15 protein-coding genes and 2 pseudogenes are annotated in these 16,532 nt (G+C 58.2%); 6 read left to right on the top strand and 11 right to left on the bottom strand.

From position 1 onward, the window contains the following. Positions 1-42: 42 nt before the first annotated feature. Both EM6_RS16815 and EM6_RS16810 read left to right on the top strand, forming a co-directional pair. A complete protein-coding gene (locus tag EM6_RS16815) occupies positions 43-294 on the top strand; it encodes a hypothetical protein (RefSeq protein ID WP_126424302.1) in 252 nt (83 codons plus the stop codon). A 29-nt stretch (positions 295-323) separates the two neighbouring features. Then, positions 324-1,423, top strand: a protein-coding gene (locus EM6_RS16810; RefSeq protein WP_126424301.1) for an IS3 family transposase whose coding sequence is annotated in 2 segments (ribosomal slippage) — positions 324-573 and positions 573-1,423 — 1,101 coding nt in all. Because the reading frame shifts where the segments join, the coding sequence is not laid out codon by codon here. A 206-nt stretch (positions 1,424-1,629) separates the two neighbouring features. Here the strand turns inward: EM6_RS16810 and EM6_RS16805 are convergent. Next, a complete protein-coding gene (locus tag EM6_RS16805) occupies positions 1,630-2,532 on the bottom strand; it encodes a LysR family transcriptional regulator (protein ID WP_126424300.1) in 903 nt (300 codons plus the stop codon). Positions 2,533-2,658: 126 nt separating this feature from the next. On the opposite strand from EM6_RS16805, the gene EM6_RS16800 reads away from it, so the two are divergent. The 4 genes from EM6_RS16800 to EM6_RS16785 all read left to right on the top strand — a co-directional run bounded on the left by EM6_RS16800 (position 2,659) and on the right by EM6_RS16785 (position 6,567). Then, a complete protein-coding gene (locus tag EM6_RS16800) occupies positions 2,659-3,651 on the top strand; it encodes an aldo/keto reductase (RefSeq protein ID WP_126424299.1) in 993 nt (330 codons plus the stop codon). Then, positions 3,651-4,043 carry a nuclear transport factor 2 family protein gene (locus EM6_RS16795; protein ID WP_126424298.1) on the top strand — a complete coding sequence of 131 codons (393 nt, stop codon included), beginning with the start codon at positions 3,651-3,653 and terminating at the stop codon, positions 4,041-4,043. Before EM6_RS16800 ends, EM6_RS16795 begins: the two co-directional genes overlap by 1 nt. Positions 4,044-4,263: 220 nt before the next feature. After that, the gene (locus EM6_RS16790; RefSeq protein WP_126424297.1) at positions 4,264-5,091 is read left to right on the top strand and encodes an SDR family oxidoreductase; all 828 of its coding nucleotides are present in this window, start codon (positions 4,264-4,266) and stop codon (positions 5,089-5,091) included. Between the two features lie 174 nt (positions 5,092-5,265). After that, positions 5,266-6,567, top strand: a complete 1,302-nt coding sequence (locus EM6_RS16785) for a methyl-accepting chemotaxis protein (protein ID WP_126424296.1) — start codon at positions 5,266-5,268, stop codon at positions 6,565-6,567. A 112-nt stretch (positions 6,568-6,679) separates the two neighbouring features. Here the strand turns inward: EM6_RS16785 and EM6_RS17785 are convergent. The 10 genes and pseudogenes from EM6_RS17785 to trbE form a co-directional block, all read right to left on the bottom strand. Beyond that, positions 6,680-6,760, bottom strand: a pseudogene (locus EM6_RS17785) (IS5/IS1182 family transposase); the annotation flags it as partial. Positions 6,761-7,052: 292 nt separating this feature from the next. Beyond that, entirely contained in the window at positions 7,053-8,075 is a 1,023-nt protein-coding gene (locus EM6_RS16780; RefSeq protein WP_126420472.1) for an IS110 family transposase, read from the bottom strand. 665 nt (positions 8,076-8,740) lie between these two features. Beyond that, positions 8,741-9,032: pseudogene (locus EM6_RS16770) on the bottom strand (pyocin activator PrtN family protein). 12 nt (positions 9,033-9,044) lie between these two features. After that, entirely contained in the window at positions 9,045-9,275 is a 231-nt protein-coding gene (locus tag EM6_RS16765) for a DUF2274 domain-containing protein (RefSeq protein ID WP_126424294.1), read from the bottom strand. A gap of 1 nt (position 9,276) precedes the next feature. Beyond that, a complete protein-coding gene (locus EM6_RS16760; protein ID WP_126424293.1) occupies positions 9,277-10,473 on the bottom strand; it encodes a TrbI/VirB10 family protein in 1,197 nt (398 codons plus the stop codon). After that, positions 10,470-11,345, bottom strand: coding sequence for a P-type conjugative transfer protein TrbG (trbG, locus tag EM6_RS16755; RefSeq protein ID WP_126424292.1), 876 nt, complete (start codon positions 11,343-11,345; stop codon positions 10,470-10,472). The genes EM6_RS16760 and trbG overlap by 4 nt, the downstream gene beginning before the upstream one ends. Continuing rightward, a complete protein-coding gene (trbF, locus tag EM6_RS16750; RefSeq protein WP_126424291.1) occupies positions 11,342-12,025 on the bottom strand; it encodes a conjugal transfer protein TrbF in 684 nt (227 codons plus the stop codon). Before trbF ends, trbG begins: the two co-directional genes overlap by 4 nt. 2 nt (positions 12,026-12,027) lie before the next feature. Next, on the bottom strand, positions 12,028-13,353 hold the full coding sequence (gene trbL / locus EM6_RS16745) for a P-type conjugative transfer protein TrbL (protein ID WP_126424290.1): 1,326 nt from the start codon (positions 13,351-13,353) through the stop codon (positions 12,028-12,030). 3 nt (positions 13,354-13,356) lie between these two features. Then, positions 13,357-14,109: a P-type conjugative transfer protein TrbJ gene (trbJ, locus tag EM6_RS16740; RefSeq protein WP_126424289.1), complete on the bottom strand. Its 753-nt coding sequence runs from the start codon at positions 14,107-14,109 to the stop codon at positions 13,357-13,359. Then, positions 14,106-16,532, bottom strand: a complete 2,427-nt coding sequence (gene trbE, locus EM6_RS16735; protein ID WP_126424288.1) for a conjugal transfer protein TrbE — start codon at positions 16,530-16,532, stop codon at positions 14,106-14,108. The genes trbJ and trbE overlap by 4 nt, the downstream gene beginning before the upstream one ends.

Here is a 16,532-nt window from a genome sequence, read left to right as displayed (position 1 = left end):
ACCTGCGCAGGTTCAGCGAATTGGTGAGGTGCTGATGGTGTGATGAATGCGGTCGATACCGAGATTGGAAAAACCCGTCGTTGGGAGCTGGCGCAAAAAAAGCGCGATGACGTGTCTGGGATCCAATCTGCGGAATACATCAGGGCCAGCGGCAATGAACGGCCGCATCAAAAGGCCGGACACATGCCTGCACCCGACCGATATCAATACACCAAAATCTTCTTGCCAATAGGGAGCCGTCCACACATGCTCCCCAAAAATCGAGGCCATTTAAAACTGGAATTTTCCAATTAAAATCCCGGTTGCGGGATGAGGAGAATTTCATGAAGAAGTCGAAGTTCACGGAGTCGCAGATCGCGTTCATCTTGAAGCAGGCAGATGACGGCGTGGCGGTCGCCGAGGTCTGTCGCAAGGCTGGCATATCGGACGCGACGTTCTACAATTGGCGTAAAAAGTACGCTGGATTGATGCCGTCAGAGATGCGGCGCATGCGCCAACTGGAAGAGGAAAACGCGAAGCTGAAACGCATTGTCGCGGATCTGTCGCTTGATAAAGCCATGTTGCAGGATGTTCTCGCAAAAAAGCGCTGAGGCCTGCCGCCAGACGTGAGCTTGTTGACCGGGTGATTGCCACCTGGCAGGTGTCAGTCCGAAGAGCCTGTCGGGCACTTCGGATTGATCGCCCGATGTACCTCTACAAGCCGCGCACAGGTGATCAGGCCGACCTGAAAAAGCGGATTACAGAGATCGCCCAAACTCGAGTTCGGTATGGCTACAGGCGCATACATGTGCTTCTCGTACGTGAAGGCTGGGTCGTTAATCCGAAACGAATCTACAGGCTTTACAACGAATTGGGCCTTCAGCTCAGGAAGAAACCACCCAAGCGTCGCGTGAAGGCCAAACTTCGGGAGGATCGCCGTGAAGCCACGCGTCACAACGAGACCTGGGCCATGGACTTTGTCCACGATCAGCTCTGCACCGGCCGGAAATTACGCATATTGACTGTCGTGGACACGTTTTCCCGCTTTTCGCCGGCGATTGACCCCCGCTACACTTACCGCGGCGAAGACGTCGTACAGACCTTGGAAAATGTCTGTAAGCGCGTCGGCTATCCAAGGGTCATTCGGGTTGATCAGGGCTCGGAATTTATCTCTCGCGACCTTGACCTCTGGGCTTATCAGAAGGGAGTTACGCTCGACTTCTCACGGCCTGGAAAGCCGACAGATAACGTCTTTATCGAGTCTTTCAACGGCAAGTTCCGGGCGGAGTGTCTGAACGCGCACTGGTTCATGAGCCTTGACGACGCCCGGGAAAAGATGGAGTCTTGGCGTAAGGACTACAATGAAGTCCGACCCCATAGTGCCATCGGCAATAAACCCCCGATATCACTCGTGTCCGGCTCCTCGGCGCTCGCCGCACCATGAGCCCTAACCCCCGGAAATTCTAGTTTCGGGTGGCCAAGAAATGGGTAGCAGGTCACAAACCGCCAGAGCGAACTCAAACGCGGATAAAACCTGGGGGCAACGTCGGTGGACGCCTATTTAGCAGGGTGTGAAGATCAGACACCGCGCTCGCTGTGCGGAGGGCACGGCGCTGGCAAGGTAGGGTCTCGGTAGAGAAACTGCCAAACCTAGCCTTGTTTCCCGCGGAACTTTAGCTTCTCAACCAGCAAGGAAAAGGCAGGCGACATCTGACGCCGGCTTGGATAATACAAATGGTATCCGGCGAAGGGCGGGCACCAGTCCTCGAGAACGCGCATCAGCCGCCCGTCTTGCAGCATTGGTTGTGCCTGTCCCTCAAGAACGCAGGCAATCCCATAATGATTAATCGCCGCTGAGAGCACGAATGTTACATCGTTGAACACAAGTCGGCCCTCAACGCGAACGTTGATCTCGCGTCCGTCCCGACCAAACTCCCAGATATAGAGCCCCCCCTTTGTCGGCAGACGGATGTTGATACACTTGTGCCGAGTAAGATCGTGGGGCGTCAAGGGCACTTCGTGCGCACGTAAGTATTCCGGAGACGCGACAACGGCCATTCGCATCTCTGGACCGATGCGCACCGCGATCATATCTTTTTCAATCTGTTCTCCGAGTCGGACACCGGCATCAAACCTGTCGCTGACAATGTCCGTGAGCGCTGAGTCGACAGAAATTTCGGCATTTATGTCCGGGTATTGGTTCATTAGCTCCGAAATGGCTGGCCACAGAAGGGTTTCGGCCGCATGACGTCCTGCCGTAAGGCGGATCGTTCCGGCTGGTTTGTCCCTAAACCTGCCGAGGGCAACTAAAGTTGCATCAATGTCAGAGAAGGCTGGCCTTAGCGTCCCTAGGAGGTGTTCACCTGCCTCGGTTGGGGCGACATGGCGAGTGTTACGCGTCAAAAGTCGCACGCCCAGACGCTCTTCGAGCCGACGCACGGTTTGGCTCACAGCAGACTGGGAGGTCGCCAGCCGGATGGCCGCCCGGGTGAAACTGCGTTCTTCCGCCACAGCCACAAATGCCGTCAGGTCCGCCAGTTCATCACGGTCCATCTATAAGCTCCGAGTATCAGTCCATGTAGAATTTAGCGCCTAATCGGCAAAAGCGAAAGGCGTTACTGTTTTATCTTATGGTGCCGGGCGGGTGGCTCGACGGGATTTCAGGGATAAGGTGTCGCTATGAAGTACGTGAAACTGGGGAACACGGGCCTCGACGTGTCGAAGATTTGTCTGGGTATGATGAGCTTTGGCAAGCCCGGAAGTGAAAATGGGCTGTTCCCTTGGGCAAGAGATTTTGATGAGGCTAAGCCCATTTTTACGAAGGCCGTGGAGCTGGGCATCAATTACTTCGATACGGCCAATGTCTATCAGCTTGGTACCAGCGAGGAGATTACAGGCCGATTAATCCGTGCCCTGGGACTTCCCCGCGACGACGTTGTTGTCGCAACCAAGGTGCGTATGGAGATGCGGGCGGGTAAGCCTAATGGCAGCGGGCTTTCGCGAAAAGCTATTTTGTCGGAAATAGACAAGAGTCTGAAACGCTTGGGGATGGACTATGTCGATCTTTACACCATCCACCGTCTTGACCCTCACACACCGATGGAAGAGACGATGGAGGCCCTTCATGATGTCGTGAAAATGGGCAAGGTTCGCTACATCGGTGCTTCCACCATGTATGCATGGCAGTTTGAGAGGATGCAGTCGATTGCCGAGCGGCAGGGCTGGACGAAATTCTCTGTAATGCAGAACCACTATAACCTCATCTACCGAGAGGAAGAGCGTGAGATGATTCCGCTTTGCGAGGATCGCAAGGTGGGTGTTACGCCCTGGAGCCCTCTTGCCGGGGGGCGCCTTGCCCACCCCTGGGGAACGGTGACGGAGCGCGTCAAGGTCGATGAAGTTTCCAAATGGGTCTGGGACTCAACCAATGATCTCGACAAGGTGGTGGTAGCTAATCTCCAGGCGGTTGCAAAGACCCTCGGACTGTCCATGGCGCAAACCGCACTGGCGTGGATGTTGAGCAAGCCGTTTGTCACGGCGCCTATAGTGGGAACAACGGCGGTATCGCATGTAGAAGAGGCGGTAGCCGCGCTCGACATCCAACTGGCACGCGAAGACATTGAAGCTTTGGAACGTCCTTATCGAACGCATCCCGTTCTGGGGATGATGTGATGACCCTGGAAGGTTGGCCAGACAGCGAGATTACGGCTGAGGATATAGTCAAACTTTCAACGGATAAGTTTCGTTGGAAGACCGACCGCGACGTTGATCGGGTCGCAAACCTGTTCGACGACGACCTGATTTTTGTGCATTTAAACGGGCGCGTTTCTTCGAAGTCGGAGTGGATCGAGGAAATGCGGTCGGGACGCTTTGTCTATGAGCGTATCTCTCCTCGTGAGCTTACCGCTCGGGTCTATGGGGATGCGGCGGCGCTGTTTGGTAAGGCCCGTTTCGATGTTCGTTTTTCCGGTCACAGAGCCAGCTTCGATCTCGCCTTCACGGAAGTTTACGCTAGGAAATCCGGCGCCTGGCGTCTCGTCAATTTACACACCTGTAGCTACTAGCGTCGCCGCATCCGTGGCCATGCGGGTACGCTTTTGAAGCAAACACAGCGGGATGATTTTGAATGGAAGCATCATCCCGCTCTAAATCTCTGTTTTGTTGCGATATTTTTGTCGAAAACCGCTCACACTTTTCGACATATCGCTCCAGCGGCAGCGGTTAAGCGGGCTTTCGTCAAATCTCCCCAAACTGATATCAATCCAAAACAAGAAGGAGACCATTATGTCAGATGTAGTCGTGCTCATAGGGGCTGGGTCCATTGGCCAAGCCATTGCCCGTCGGGTTGGCACCGGGAAGCAAATCTTATTGGCGGACCTGCACCAGGCGAATGCGGACGCCGCAGCCGAAATATTGAAGGCGGCGGGTTACAAGACCCACACTGCGGTGGTTGATATTTCTTCGCGTGCGTCCGTTCAGTCGCTTGTCGATCGGGCGACTTCGATTGGAGAGGTGACGCAGGTGATCCATTCGGCGGGCGTGTCGCCGAGCCAGGCGCCAGTTTCGGCAATATTAAAAGTCGACTTGTATGGAACCGCGCTGCTACTGGAACTTTTCGGACACGTCGTCAGTCGGGGTGGATCGGCCGTGGTGATCGCGTCACAATCCGGGCACAGGCTGCCGGCGCTTTCGCCCGAACAGGACAGAGCTCTGGCGCTTACGCCTACAGAAGAGTTGCTTGACCTCTCGTTCTTGCAGCCAGACTCGGTCAAAGATACACTCCATGCCTATCAGCTCTCGAAGCGCGCTAACGTTTTGCGGGTGATGAGTGAAGCGGTGCGCTGGGGCAGACGTGGTGCGCGCGTCAATGCGATCAGCCCCGGCATAATCATAACCCCTTTGGCTCGTGACGAGCTTACGGGCCCGCGTGGCGAAGGGTATCGTCGAATGATAGACCTGTCGCCCTGCGGTCGTGCTGGCACACCGGACGAGGTTGCCAACCTCGCTGCTCTGTTAATGGGACCAGACGGTGCTTTTATCAGTGGCAGTGATTTCCTGATGGATGGGGGAGTGACGTCCTCGTACTTCTTTGGTGATCTGCAACCGCGATAATAAGTCCACTTAACAACATTGGCCCGGCCCGAAGCTTAATGCTTCCGGACGGGCCCTTAACGTGTAAACACCCAAAAAGGCGGCAGGGTAATGATAGAGAGAATCTCGAACAACGTTTTTTAACCAATCCTGTGGCACGCAGGATGAGGTCAGATTCGTCCTGGAGATTACGTCGTGTCTCATCCCTACAAGCAACGCTTCCCAACCTTGACCTCGGAGCAGGCCGCCATAGGACGCAAGGTAGAGGCGCGGTTATTGACGCGCTTTGAGGCCATGCTCCTCGATACCTACCGGCGAGGTCTGGGGGTCAACTGGAGCACTCTGCCGGCCGAGGTCGCTGAAACCGAGCGGTTTAAGCTCAAAAAAATCGTAAATGGCCAGTTTGACGACGAATATTTTGAGAAACAGCGCGCCATCATAGAGAACGTTTCACAGAGCCTGGATTGCTTTGGATACGTTATGGCCTACGCAAATTACGCATCTAATCTCCTCAATACGGCAATGGATACCTTGCCGAAATCTGAAATTAAAGATCGCGAGAAAGTCGTTGAGTCGGTCCTTCAGGCCGTCTTTAAAGATCTGGCGGTTGTTGTTACCTTTTATTTTGAGGTGATGGAGAAAGAGGCGGCAAACCGCCGTCAGGCCTTGGGCGATTTGTTTAACGCCGAAGTCGCACAAAACGTCAGCCTCCTAAATGCGACGATTGCAGAAATTCAGACCTATTCCGCCCGTCTGAAAGCGGAAACCGAATCCGTCCGCGCCCATGCCAAGACCAATAATTCGGCCCCAGAAAGAGCTATGGAGAACGCGCGTCAGATATCAGAAGCGACCGAGCAATTGTCTTCGTCAATTGGCGAAATATCGAGACAACTCGAGGTCAACGTCACGTCGATCAACAAGATCGCCGAGACGGTGAATGAATCGCTCAAGATCAAGGATCTTTTATTGCGTGCGACGGATCAAATCCACGGGTTTACCGGTGTCATTCAGGGGGTCGCCGAACAAACAAATCTTTTGGCGCTCAACGCGACCATTGAGGCCGCCCGTGCCGGCGAGGCGGGTAAAGGGTTTGCCGTCGTAGCCTCAGAGGTAAAACAACTGGCTAATAATTCTAAGAAAGCCACCGTCGAGATATCCAGTCATATTGGCGATCTGAAGGGTATCGCGGACCGCATATCGATGTCACTCCTCGATATTAATAATGCCATTGCGGACATCAACATGGGGTCGTCGTCTATTGCAGGGGCCGTGCGACAGCAAGAGGCATCAGCGACCGAGATCAGTCGCCGGGCCGACAGTTCAAATAATGAAATAGGTATCATCGTCAAGAGTGCTCTGATGACAGGAGACATTGCCGACAGTGCGTTTGGGCTGGCTGAGAACTCGACACAAAAGGCGGGAGAGGCAGGCGATCAAATCCGTCAGATTGAAAGCGCGATGACTGCGTTTCTAAGGAATCTCGCTAAATCGGCCTGACTCTAAGGGATGACGCGGCACGTCACGTGGCTCGCCGCGCTTTGGCGCAGGAGGGCATCAGCAGTGCGTAAGCGTCCAGAGCTGAGAATTTCCTAGGCTCAGGACTCATTGATCAGAGCCAGAAGATGACGGTAGCGGCGATGAGTATGGCAGAGAAGAAGGTGTGGGCACAGCGGTCGTATCGAGTGTGTACCCCCGGAAATTCTAGTTTCGGGTGGCCAAGAAATGGGGAGCATGTGTGGACGGCTCCCTATTGGCAAGAAGATTTTGGTGTATTGATATCGGTCGGGTGCAGGCATGTGTCCGGCCTTTTGATGCGGCCGTTCATTGCCGCTGGCCCTGATGTATTCCGCAGATTGGATCCCAGACACGTCATCGCGCTTTTTTTGCGCCAGCTCCCAACGACGGGTTTTTCCAATCTCGGTATCGACCGCATTCATCACACCATCAGCACCTCACCAATTCGCTGAACCTGCGCAGGTGGCCTACGCGGTCATTCCGTTAAAGCGTGTTCCGTTCACCATGAGCGCCCAGGCAATGCGCGCCATCTTGTTGGCCATAGCAACGGCCACTACGGTGTACGGTTTTCGAGACAACATTCCAGCACCCCACGCCGCTGTCGTCGATTTTGCGCTTTTGCTAAATCGCAAGACAGCGGCCGCACCCACGACCAGCAATCGTCGGATATAGGGATCGCCCTGCTTGGTGATTTTGCCAAGCCGCTCTTTTCCTCCAGACGAGTTTTGACGCGGCACAAGGCCAAGCCAGGCGGCAAGCTGCCGGCCCGATTTGAACAAAGATGCATCAGCTACCGTAGCGGCGATAGCGCTGGCCGTAATCGGGCCAATCCCGGGTATAGTCTCAAGCCTTTGGCTGAGATCATTCGACCGGTGCCAAGCCAATATCTGCTTATCCACCTCGCCAACCTGCAGGTCCAGGTCCCGCAATTGTTGGGCGATCGGGAGTAAGGCTGTACGAGCGACTGTGGTGATCATGTCGTGGTCTTCGTCTTCCACTAAGGCTAACAGCATATCAACGCCGCGGGCACCCAGCTGGGTCACGAGCCCAAGTTCGGCAAGGTGCCCCCTAAGGGCGTTTACAAGCATAGTCCGTTGCCGAATGAGGAGTTCGCGGACGCGGTGAAGCATCAGCACGCTTTGCTGTTCCTCGGTCTTCACCGGCACAAAGCGCATCGTCGGCCGAGTGACTGCCTCGCATATGGCTTCGGCATCAGCGGCATCATTCTTTTGTCGCTTCACGTAAGGCTTCACATAAGCTGCCGGAATGAGTTTGACTTGGTGGCCCAAATCAATCAGTTGCCGCGCCCAGAAATGAGCTGTAGCGCACGCTTCAATACCGATTAGGCAGGATGGAAGCCCTGCGAAAAAGGCTCCAACCTCGTTTCGACGTAACTTTCGTCGAAAAACAACCGCCCCATCGGCCGCTATCCCATGGGCTTGGAAAACATGCTTGGCAATATCAAGACCGATCGTGGTAACCTCTTTCATGGATGGCTCTCCAATGTTGTGACCTTTGACAGCCACAGTATGGCACCTAGATGCCGGGAGCGGGAGCCGTCCACCCCATCACGTCAGTATCGGACTATGGCCCTGAGCCGCAACGGGATGCTATGGCGATCACCATTCGTCGAAGGCTGCGGGGCAGATGTCGTGAAAAGAAGTAACTTTGCAGGAACTCCGGCAGATTATCGCTACTGGTGATGCTGGCCATTATAGCTGCGCGCATACCAGTGAGGTGGATATCAACACGTGGAGTCGACAGGCGCGCGAGCTTGAGATGTTCGCTAAGAACAGGGGTTACTGGGTGCGCTTGCATCCGTCTGCGCAAGGCAACAGCGCGCTCATTGACCTGATCGTGCTGAGGATTTGACCAAAAGCGAATTCGGTCTGCATAAACGGCCATCCCGCGAACGTGGGTTAACCACCATTTACAAGGCGCGCACCAAGGGCGTAAAGGAGGAAATCTATCGTCAGACGCTGAGCCTCCTGGTAGCGCAGATGCGGTCCCGGTGGTTGCCCGGTGCTTTAAGCAGGGCCTGCCTGTCTCCTGAGTGGTTTAAGCTGCGTACGCCGGAGTTCCATTACTCTCCGCACTCGGCCATGCCCGCGAATCGCCAGAAAATGTAATCGGTTCGCCCGATGGCTTGCAGCGTTCAGTGGTGACTTCTGGCCCGGCTATGCGAGGGGCCAATGAGTGCGGTCATCTCTTTTCTCGCCTCGGCTGTTCGTTCATCAAGGTAGCCCGCCAGGTCCTGAAGATGAACGCCTTTGGCGCATTTCTGGCTGTTTTCAATTCTCACCAGCGGGGATCGCAATATCGCCTGCGGAGATCTTGGCTATCAGCTTGATCGGGGTCAGATGAGAAAAGTAATCCCGGCAGACCCATTCAATCGGGATGACGGCGCGGCCATCATACTGAGCGAGTAATAGAAACGTCGTGTTCATGGCGGTCTCCCCCTAATTGAACACCTGTGATCGGCGCGCGGTTTGCGTAAAGGCGCGGTCAGACGCCATGAACCGTTCCAGCATGATCGGTATCAGACGGTTGGGTTCATCAATCTTCTGGCCGGTCTGCCGTGTGAGGGCGTCTGCGTAGGCGAGGAGGTCGCGATGAACGGCTGCGGGAAGGTCAATCGTCACCTTAACGGGCTTGTCGTCGGGAAGTGGCCCGAGTTTTAGCTTGGCCATGTCAGCGTCCATAGGGTTCTAAGACAAGGTCTTTCGACAGGATCACCCGCACGCGGTGTCCGGGCCTAATTGTCAGGGTGGGAGTGATGTTCAATTGACGCTCGACGATGCGTTGCCCTGTTCGGCTGATGCTGTCTCCGGCGCCCTCGCGAATAGCCCGCACGATGTCGGAATCGCTGTCGGACGACCCGGCTTGCGCGCCCACGCTTAACACGGTGGACAGGGCACCCGCGGCGAGGAGACCATCGAAATGATAATCGGTGCGATCTTCAAGACCGGCCTGCCCGCTCACATCGGCGGCGGACAGGCGCTCCAGGATGAGGGATTTTCCGTTGGGAAGGATCAGGCGTCGCCAGGCCAGAAGGACGCGGCTTTGTCCGAAGGCAATAGCGCTATCGTATTCGCCCAGGAGACGCGACCCTTTAGGTATCAGAAGGTGACCCTGCCCAAGCGTGTCGTAGACATCCTGCGTCACCTGCGCGATGACCTGACCCGGAAGGTCAGAGCGGATGCCGGTGACGAGTGCGGCGGGTAGCACGCTGCCAGCCTGAATGAGATAGGGGGAGGCTGGTGTAATCAGACGCGCGTCACTGACACTCGAACGATCAGTGTCTGCCCGAAGAAACGCTGTCTGCTTATCCGCGGCGTTGCGCGGGAGTTCCTGTTGAGGCGCCATCAAACGCGCGAGATCAGGCAGCGCCGGTAGCGGCAGGGGAGAAGGCTCGACCTGCGCTTTTGGAGCATTGCCCGGCGCAAACACGGAACTTGAGCGGGCGTTTAGCCGGGTTTGGTCATCAGGGCTAGGTGGTGCCGAAGGCGGCTCACTCGATCCCAAGGCACCCTGACCAGACACTACATTCTGCTCGCCGCCGTCGCCCGTCGCGACGAGCCCGCTATTGAGCATAGGTTTGCCCAGGTCTCCGGGCAGTGGCGGGCCGAGGACGGGCACATCGGCGTAGCTTGCCGGTAGCCTGTTGAGCGTTTCGTTGCTGCGCGGTCGCTTCTCAGGGGCGGAGACTTCAGGGCGTGGGACGGTTGGCTTGGCAGGGGGAGCCAGTGCCAGCATCAGAGCGCCGCCAATGCCTGCGCCTGCGATTATACCCGTCACCGCAAGAGCCTTGCGGGACAGTCGCAAAACGGGTTTCGGGTCTGGTCTCAGACGTAGCGCCTCTGCGAGGTTGGGATTGGTCTCACTCATGAACGTGGGCCTCCCGTAAACCGGATCCGCACGGCCTTCTGGCGTGACTTTTCACCAATGCGCATTTCTGCAGTCGAAAAGAGGCGATCGACAATTATGAAGCGGTGACTGACGCGGTAGTTCACCAGTTCCGCTTTGCCGTCGGCACCGAGCAGGAACAGAGGGGGCAAATCCGTTGCGGCGATTGCGGCGGGCAGTTCAATAAACACCTGACGGCCGTCATCAAAGGCGCGGACGGGCCGCCAGGGCACCTTGGCCCCCTCCAGACGGTATTTGAAATTCAGGGTCTCCGGGGTGAGGCCCGAGGCCACGGGCATCTGTTCGCGCACCCGTTCGGCCTTCACCTCCAGCGCCTTCATCTCATCCAGTGGATAACGCCAGGAGACGGAGGCCATATAGGTCGAGGGCAGAGCCTGAACCTCGATATGGTAGGTGCGCCGATCCGTATTGATGACGAGATTGGTGGAGAGCTGGTTGGCGGTTGGCTTGATCAGAATGTGCACCTGACGTTCGGTGCCTGTGCCGCTTTCCGTTGAGCCGATGATCCAGCGCACCGTATCCCCGGCGGCAATCGGACCAGAGCCCGTGAGTTGTTCTCCGGGCTGCAGCGCGATGTCGGTCACCTTGCCCACGGAGGTGTAGACGCGATAAAGCGCGCCGGGTGTGTAGGGGTAGACCTGAACGGCATTGGCAAAGCTATCACTCGCCGGCTCAACCCGTGCCGCTTCATTGGCTTTGCGCACCTCATCTGCGGGCCGATCCTGAGCGACGGCGGGCCTTGGCGAAAGGCGACCTTTGGGTCGGGCGTCAGCGGCGGCGGTTCCGAAGAGGGTGAGCGCCAGGGTAATTGTAAGTAAGCGGGAAGGGGTCATGGGTTTAGCTCGCGGGTCCAGGTGAGGGCGGTGACGTAAAGGCCGAGGGGGTTCTTGCGCAGGCGCTCCGGATCGCGGGGCGGTATGATCTGTACAGTCAAGATCGCCTGCCAGCGCTCGGTGGCCGCGAGTTGGCCGGAGACGTATCGGCGCTCGAGCCATGTGACGCGGAAGGATGTTGGAGAGGCGCGAAGGACGCTCGTGACCTCGATATCGACCTGTTCCGTGCCCGAGCGGGCGAACGGATCGTTGCCTTGGGCGTAACCGTTCAGGGCCTGCGCTCCGATGTCACTCGTAAAGTCATAGGCTTTCAGCCAGTTGCGACGCATCACGACGGGGTCTGCAGGGACCGAGCGCACCTGCGCAATAAACTCCGAAAGCTGAAAGGCGATTTGCGGGTCAGTCGGTGTATAGTCGCCCTGAGCGGGGGCGACCGCCTGCACCTGGCCCTGCGGGCTGATCTCTACCACCCAGGGCACGATATGGCCGCGGGCGGATTGCCAGACGAGGGCAGAGGCGAGGCCCGCACTTAAACCGAGCGCGCAAAAGGCCATCAACCGCCAATTTCTGGCCTGAACGCGCGCGGAGCCCATGCGGTCATCCCAGGCTTTGGCGGCTGCCTGGTAGGGCGTGATCGGCGCGGGGGTTTCGCTGTATCGAGATGAGGTGGACTTCAGCATGGCTATTCACCCTGATTGAGATTCACGGTATGGCCTCCACCGGCGGCATCCCCTGAGCGCACAGCATGGATGGAAGCGCTCGAGGCGGCGTGGAAGGACTGGTTACGGCGCATATCGCGCGCCCACTGCGGGGCCTCGGCGGAAGGTGTTTGAGCTCCCGAGGCAGATCTTTGGCCGACGGTGCCGCCGCTTGCCTCAAATCCGCCTTTCACCCCTTGCGCATAGCTGTCGCGAAACGCCCTCGTGGTGGCTTCAACCGAACGGGCGAGAGGGGAGGCTGCGGCACGCGCCACGCTGCTCAAACCGCCTGCCACGGCCGAGGCACCCTTTCGGCCCATGGCCCCCATTCCATAGGCGGCCTGGGCCGCGCCAGCGGCCGCCGCGCCCCCGCGTGCCAGACCCGCCGCCCCGGCGCCAAGCGCCAAAGCGCCTCGGGCCGCCATGCCAATACCGGCAACACCTGCACCAACCGCGCCTGCGGCGGCGAGGCCTGTGCCAACGGCGGAACCTGCGCCAAGTTGGGGACCGCCAGAGACCAGGCCATTGGCAATCGAGGGACCGAAAATGCCAAGCCCCAGGAGGGTGAGGGCGGCCAGCACCACAGCCATGGCGTCTTCGATGGTAGGCAAGGCGTCTCCGAAGTCCCGCACGAACGTATCGAAGAGCGTTGAGCCGATACCGGTAATAACGGCCAGTACCAAAACCTTGATGCCCGACGAGACGACGTTGCCGAGGACCTTTTCGGCCATGAAGGCGGATTTGCCAAAAAGACCAAATGGGATGAGGACAAAGCCTGCAAGCGTCGTCAGCTTGAACTCGATAAGGACGACGAACATCTGGATCGCCAGGATGAAGAAGGCGAGAACCACCAAGAGCCAGGCGAGCCCTAAACAGCCGATCTGGATCAAGTCGGGAAAGAGGGTGGAGGCCCCCATCACATCTGAGGCGGCCTCGAGAAGCGGGGCGCCGGCGTCAAGCCCCGTCTGGGCCAGCTTGCCGGGTCGCATCAGGTCGGCGACCGAGAAACCGGTGCCTGCAGCTTTGAGTCCGAGGCCTGCGAAACTGTTGAAGACGATGGCTGCTAAGTGGTTCCAGTTGCTGATGAGATAGGCAAAAGCGCCGACAAACAGCGTCTTTTTGATCAGGCGCGCCAGAATATCGTTTTCGGCGGCACCATCGAAGGTCCAGAAGAGCGCGGCCAGTGTCATATCGATGACGATCAGCGTCGTGGCCACGAAGGCCACATCGCCCTGCACAAGTCCGAAGCCGCTGTCGATGTAGCGGGTGAAGACTTCCAGAAACTGGTCGATGACGCCGGTATTGGTCATGGCTCAGTCCTCGTAGAACATCTTGGCTGAGCCGGGCGCATAGCCCTTGCGGCGCTGCAGAAAGCGTTTGCGCTTCTCCTGCGCTTCCGCCGCCGCCGCGGCGTCGTCCGCAGCCTTGATGTTTTGAGCGCGCGCATTGGCGGCCATCAGGGCGGTGAGGTCATTGAGCTGCTGGACCTGCAAGGCCAAGATCTGGTTGCCGGCCTGTGTGGCCGATAAGGCGCCGTCGGCCGACTGACTAGCGGTAACAAGGGCCGCCATCTGTGTCTGGTTGGCAGACAGGTTTCCCATGACGGTGGCCTGTAATCGCATCGCATCCTGCAGCCCGCCAACGGTCGTCTTCCAGCGTGCCTTGGCGTTCTCAACGAGGGCCCTGTCGGTGCCCGTCAGGGCCTCAAGGCTGTAGAGTTTTTTGAAGGTCTCATCGATTGAGCGGACCTCGTAGGCGATGTTCTGGGCCTGCGAGATCAGGGCGCGGGTCTTGGCCAGCGTGGCCTGTAATTCAGACAGAGCCGAGTAGGGCAGGGCCGTGAGATTGCGGGCCTGATTGATCAGAGACTGCGCCTGATTGCGCAGCGATGCGATCTGGTTATTGATCTGCTGCAGGGCGCGGGTCGCGGTCAGAACCGTTTGGGCATAGGTGCTGGGATCAAAGACCACTATCTGAGCCGATGCCAGCGACGGCAAAAGACCGCCTGTCAGCAAACCCAAAAGAGGAACGCCGAGAAGAGACCGGCGTGACGGGTGGGAGGTCATAGGGAAGGCTCCGGTTGCGCGGGGGGAGAGATGAGAGCGGCGGCCCATTCGACGCCCTTGAAGCGAAGCCACGCGGGCAAAAAGGCGTCTCGTCCGTGGTCGCGAACTATGCGGTCGATGTCGGTCTGATCGGCCTTGGACGCTGAGGCGCACAGGCTTAGAGCGACCTCGCCGAGATCGAGATCGAACAGGCGGTTTCCGAGCGGGGACTGCAGGTAGTAGTCCCGACGCGGCTGGGCGTAAGCAATGATCTCGATCTGCCGGTCGTTCAGACCAAAGCGTCGATAAAGGGGGCTAAGGCCTGGCTCGAGCGCGGCGGCGTTGGGCAGGAAGATCCTTGACGGGCAACTCTCTATAAGGGCCGCGCTAATGGCGCTACGTTCGATATCGGCGAGGCTTTGCGTGGCGAAGAGAACGCTCGCATTGGCCTTGCGGAGTGTCTTCAGCCACTCTTTCAGGCGTCCGGAAAACGTTGGGTCATCAAGGGCCAGCCAGCCTTCGTCGATCAGGATGAGGGTCGGGCGGCCATCAAGCTGGCCTTCGATCCGATGAAAGAGGTAGGCGAGGACAGAGGCCGCCGGCGGTGTGCCTATCAGACCTTGCGTTTCAAAGATCTGGATGGGCTTCAGGCTGAGGGTATCGGCGTCATTATCAAGCAACGCGCCGTTTGGGCCTTCAAGGCAATAGGGCTTTAAGGCCTGCTTTAGAGGCAATGACTGGATGAGGGCGCACATTCCTGAGAGGGTACGTTGATCAGCAGGTGCCGATGCCAGTGCGCAGAGTGCCGACCAGAGGTGGGCCTTAACGTCCGGGGTGGTTTCAATACCTTCGCGCGCGAGAAGATCACACAGCCAGTCTGAGGCCCAGGCGCATTCAGCGGTCTCATCGATGCGACGAAGGGGCTGGAGCCGGATATTCCCCTGTTCCGGTTCGCCGAGATCATGCCAGTCACCGCCCATGGCCAGCCCGGCGGCGCGCAGGGATAGGCCGAAGTCAAAGGCGAAAACCTGCGCACCCGCATAGCGTCGAAACTGCAGGGCGAGCAGGGCCAGAAGAACGGATTTGCCCGCACCTGTAGGTCCGATCACAAGGGTGTGGCCCACGTCACCGACATGCAGCGACAGACGAAACGGCGTGCTGCCCTCGGTCTTTGCGAAGCAGAGCGGGGGCCCATTCAGATGCCCGTTGTGATCGGGGCCTGCCCAGACGGCGGATACCGGCATAAGGTGGGCGAGATTTAAGGTGGAGATCGGGGGGCGGCGCACATTGGCGTAGAGATGGCCGGGCAGACTGCCCAGCCAGGCGTCGACGGCATTGAGACCTTCGTTGACGCAAACGCAGTCTCGGGCCTGGATCGTCTTTTCGAGCAGGCGAGCCTTCTCATCGGCGAGGTTTGCGTCGGCGTCTGAGACGACAAGCGTGATCGTGACATAGGCGTAGCCGGCGAGATCGGCACCTAAGTCCTGCAAGGCGGCATCGGCATCGGCGGCCTTGTTGGCCGCGTCATTGTCGACCAGTGCCGAGGCCTCATTTGTCATCACCTCCTTCAGGATGGCGCCGACGCTTTTCCTTTTGGCAAACCATTGACGCCGGATTCGGGTTAAGACCTTGCCAGCGCTGACCTTATCCATAAGGAGCGCCCGCGTTGACCAGCGATAGGCAAAGCCCAGGCGGTTAAGGTCATCAAGAAGGCCGGGCACGGTTGCGCCTGGAAAGCCTGTTATGGAGAGGATGCGCAGATGATGGTCGCCGAGCTTGGGCGACAGGCCACCCGTCAAGGGCTGGTCCGCCAGAAGGGCGTCCAGATGCATCGGAACCTCGGGTGGAGCCACCGTGTGTGAACGCGTTGAAACGGTCGAATGCAGATAGGTGAGCGTGCCGGGGTTATCGAGCCAGTCGCACTCGGGCATCAGGCCTTCGATCATCTTGCGCACGCGTTCGGTCTGATCCTGAAAGACGGACACCCGGTCCCAGACGGCGGTATCACCGCTCGCCCCACCTTCGAACAGCCAGGTCTGCCCCCTGGCCTTCAGGTCTTGGGGTGGCAGATAGACGAGGGTCAGGAAATAGCGGGATTCAAAGTGGGCCTCAAACGCTTCAAAGGACGCGCGGCGTTCGGCATCGACCAGAGCTGAGGCGGGATCATCGAACACGCTTTGGGGGTAGTCGGAGGCGGCGATACGCTGGGCTTCGATGCACAGGCTCCAGCCTTCACCCAGCCGCCGAAAGAGGCTGTTCAGTCTCTGGCTGATGGCGCTGAGTTCAACCGCGATGGCGCTATCAAGGTCCGGCCCCCGGAAACGGAGTGTCCGCTGCAGCGAGCCGTCTTTGTTGAGGACAATGCCTGACGCGACGAGCGCGGCCCAGGGCAGATAGTCGCTGAGTTGGGTCTGGCGCCTACGGTACTCTGAGAGATTGAACAT

It is taken from the genome of Asticcacaulis excentricus (assembly GCF_003966695.1).
Classification (GTDB): Bacteria; Pseudomonadota; Alphaproteobacteria; order Caulobacterales; family Caulobacteraceae; genus Asticcacaulis; species Asticcacaulis excentricus_A.
Note: the sequence above shows the minus strand (reverse complement) of the source record. Positions and strands in the feature narration are given on the sequence as shown.

Coding starts and splice junctions, on each gene's coding strand:
- EM6_RS16815 (WP_126424302.1), top strand. CDS start 43: ATGAATGCGGTCGATACCGAGATTGGAAAAACCCGTCGTTGGGAGCTG.
- EM6_RS16805 (WP_126424300.1), bottom strand. CDS start 2,532: ATGGACCGTGATGAACTGGCGGACCTGACGGCATTTGTGGCTGTGGCG.
- EM6_RS16800 (WP_126424299.1), top strand. CDS start 2,659: ATGAAGTACGTGAAACTGGGGAACACGGGCCTCGACGTGTCGAAGATT.
- EM6_RS16795 (WP_126424298.1), top strand. CDS start 3,651: ATGACCCTGGAAGGTTGGCCAGACAGCGAGATTACGGCTGAGGATATA.
- EM6_RS16790 (WP_126424297.1), top strand. CDS start 4,264: ATGTCAGATGTAGTCGTGCTCATAGGGGCTGGGTCCATTGGCCAAGCC.
- EM6_RS16780 (WP_126420472.1), bottom strand. CDS start 8,075: ATGAAAGAGGTTACCACGATCGGTCTTGATATTGCCAAGCATGTTTTC.
- EM6_RS16765 (WP_126424294.1), bottom strand. CDS start 9,275: ATGGCCAAGCTAAAACTCGGGCCACTTCCCGACGACAAGCCCGTTAAG.
- EM6_RS16760 (WP_126424293.1), bottom strand. CDS start 10,473: ATGAGTGAGACCAATCCCAACCTCGCAGAGGCGCTACGTCTGAGACCA.
- trbG (WP_126424292.1), bottom strand. CDS start 11,345: ATGACCCCTTCCCGCTTACTTACAATTACCCTGGCGCTCACCCTCTTC.
- trbF (WP_126424291.1), bottom strand. CDS start 12,025: ATGCTGAAGTCCACCTCATCTCGATACAGCGAAACCCCCGCGCCGATC.
- trbL (WP_126424290.1), bottom strand. CDS start 13,353: ATGACCAATACCGGCGTCATCGACCAGTTTCTGGAAGTCTTCACCCGC.
- trbJ (WP_126424289.1), bottom strand. CDS start 14,109: ATGACCTCCCACCCGTCACGCCGGTCTCTTCTCGGCGTTCCTCTTTTG.
- trbE (WP_126424288.1), bottom strand. CDS start 16,532: ATGTTCAATCTCTCAGAGTACCGTAGGCGCCAGACCCAACTCAGCGAC.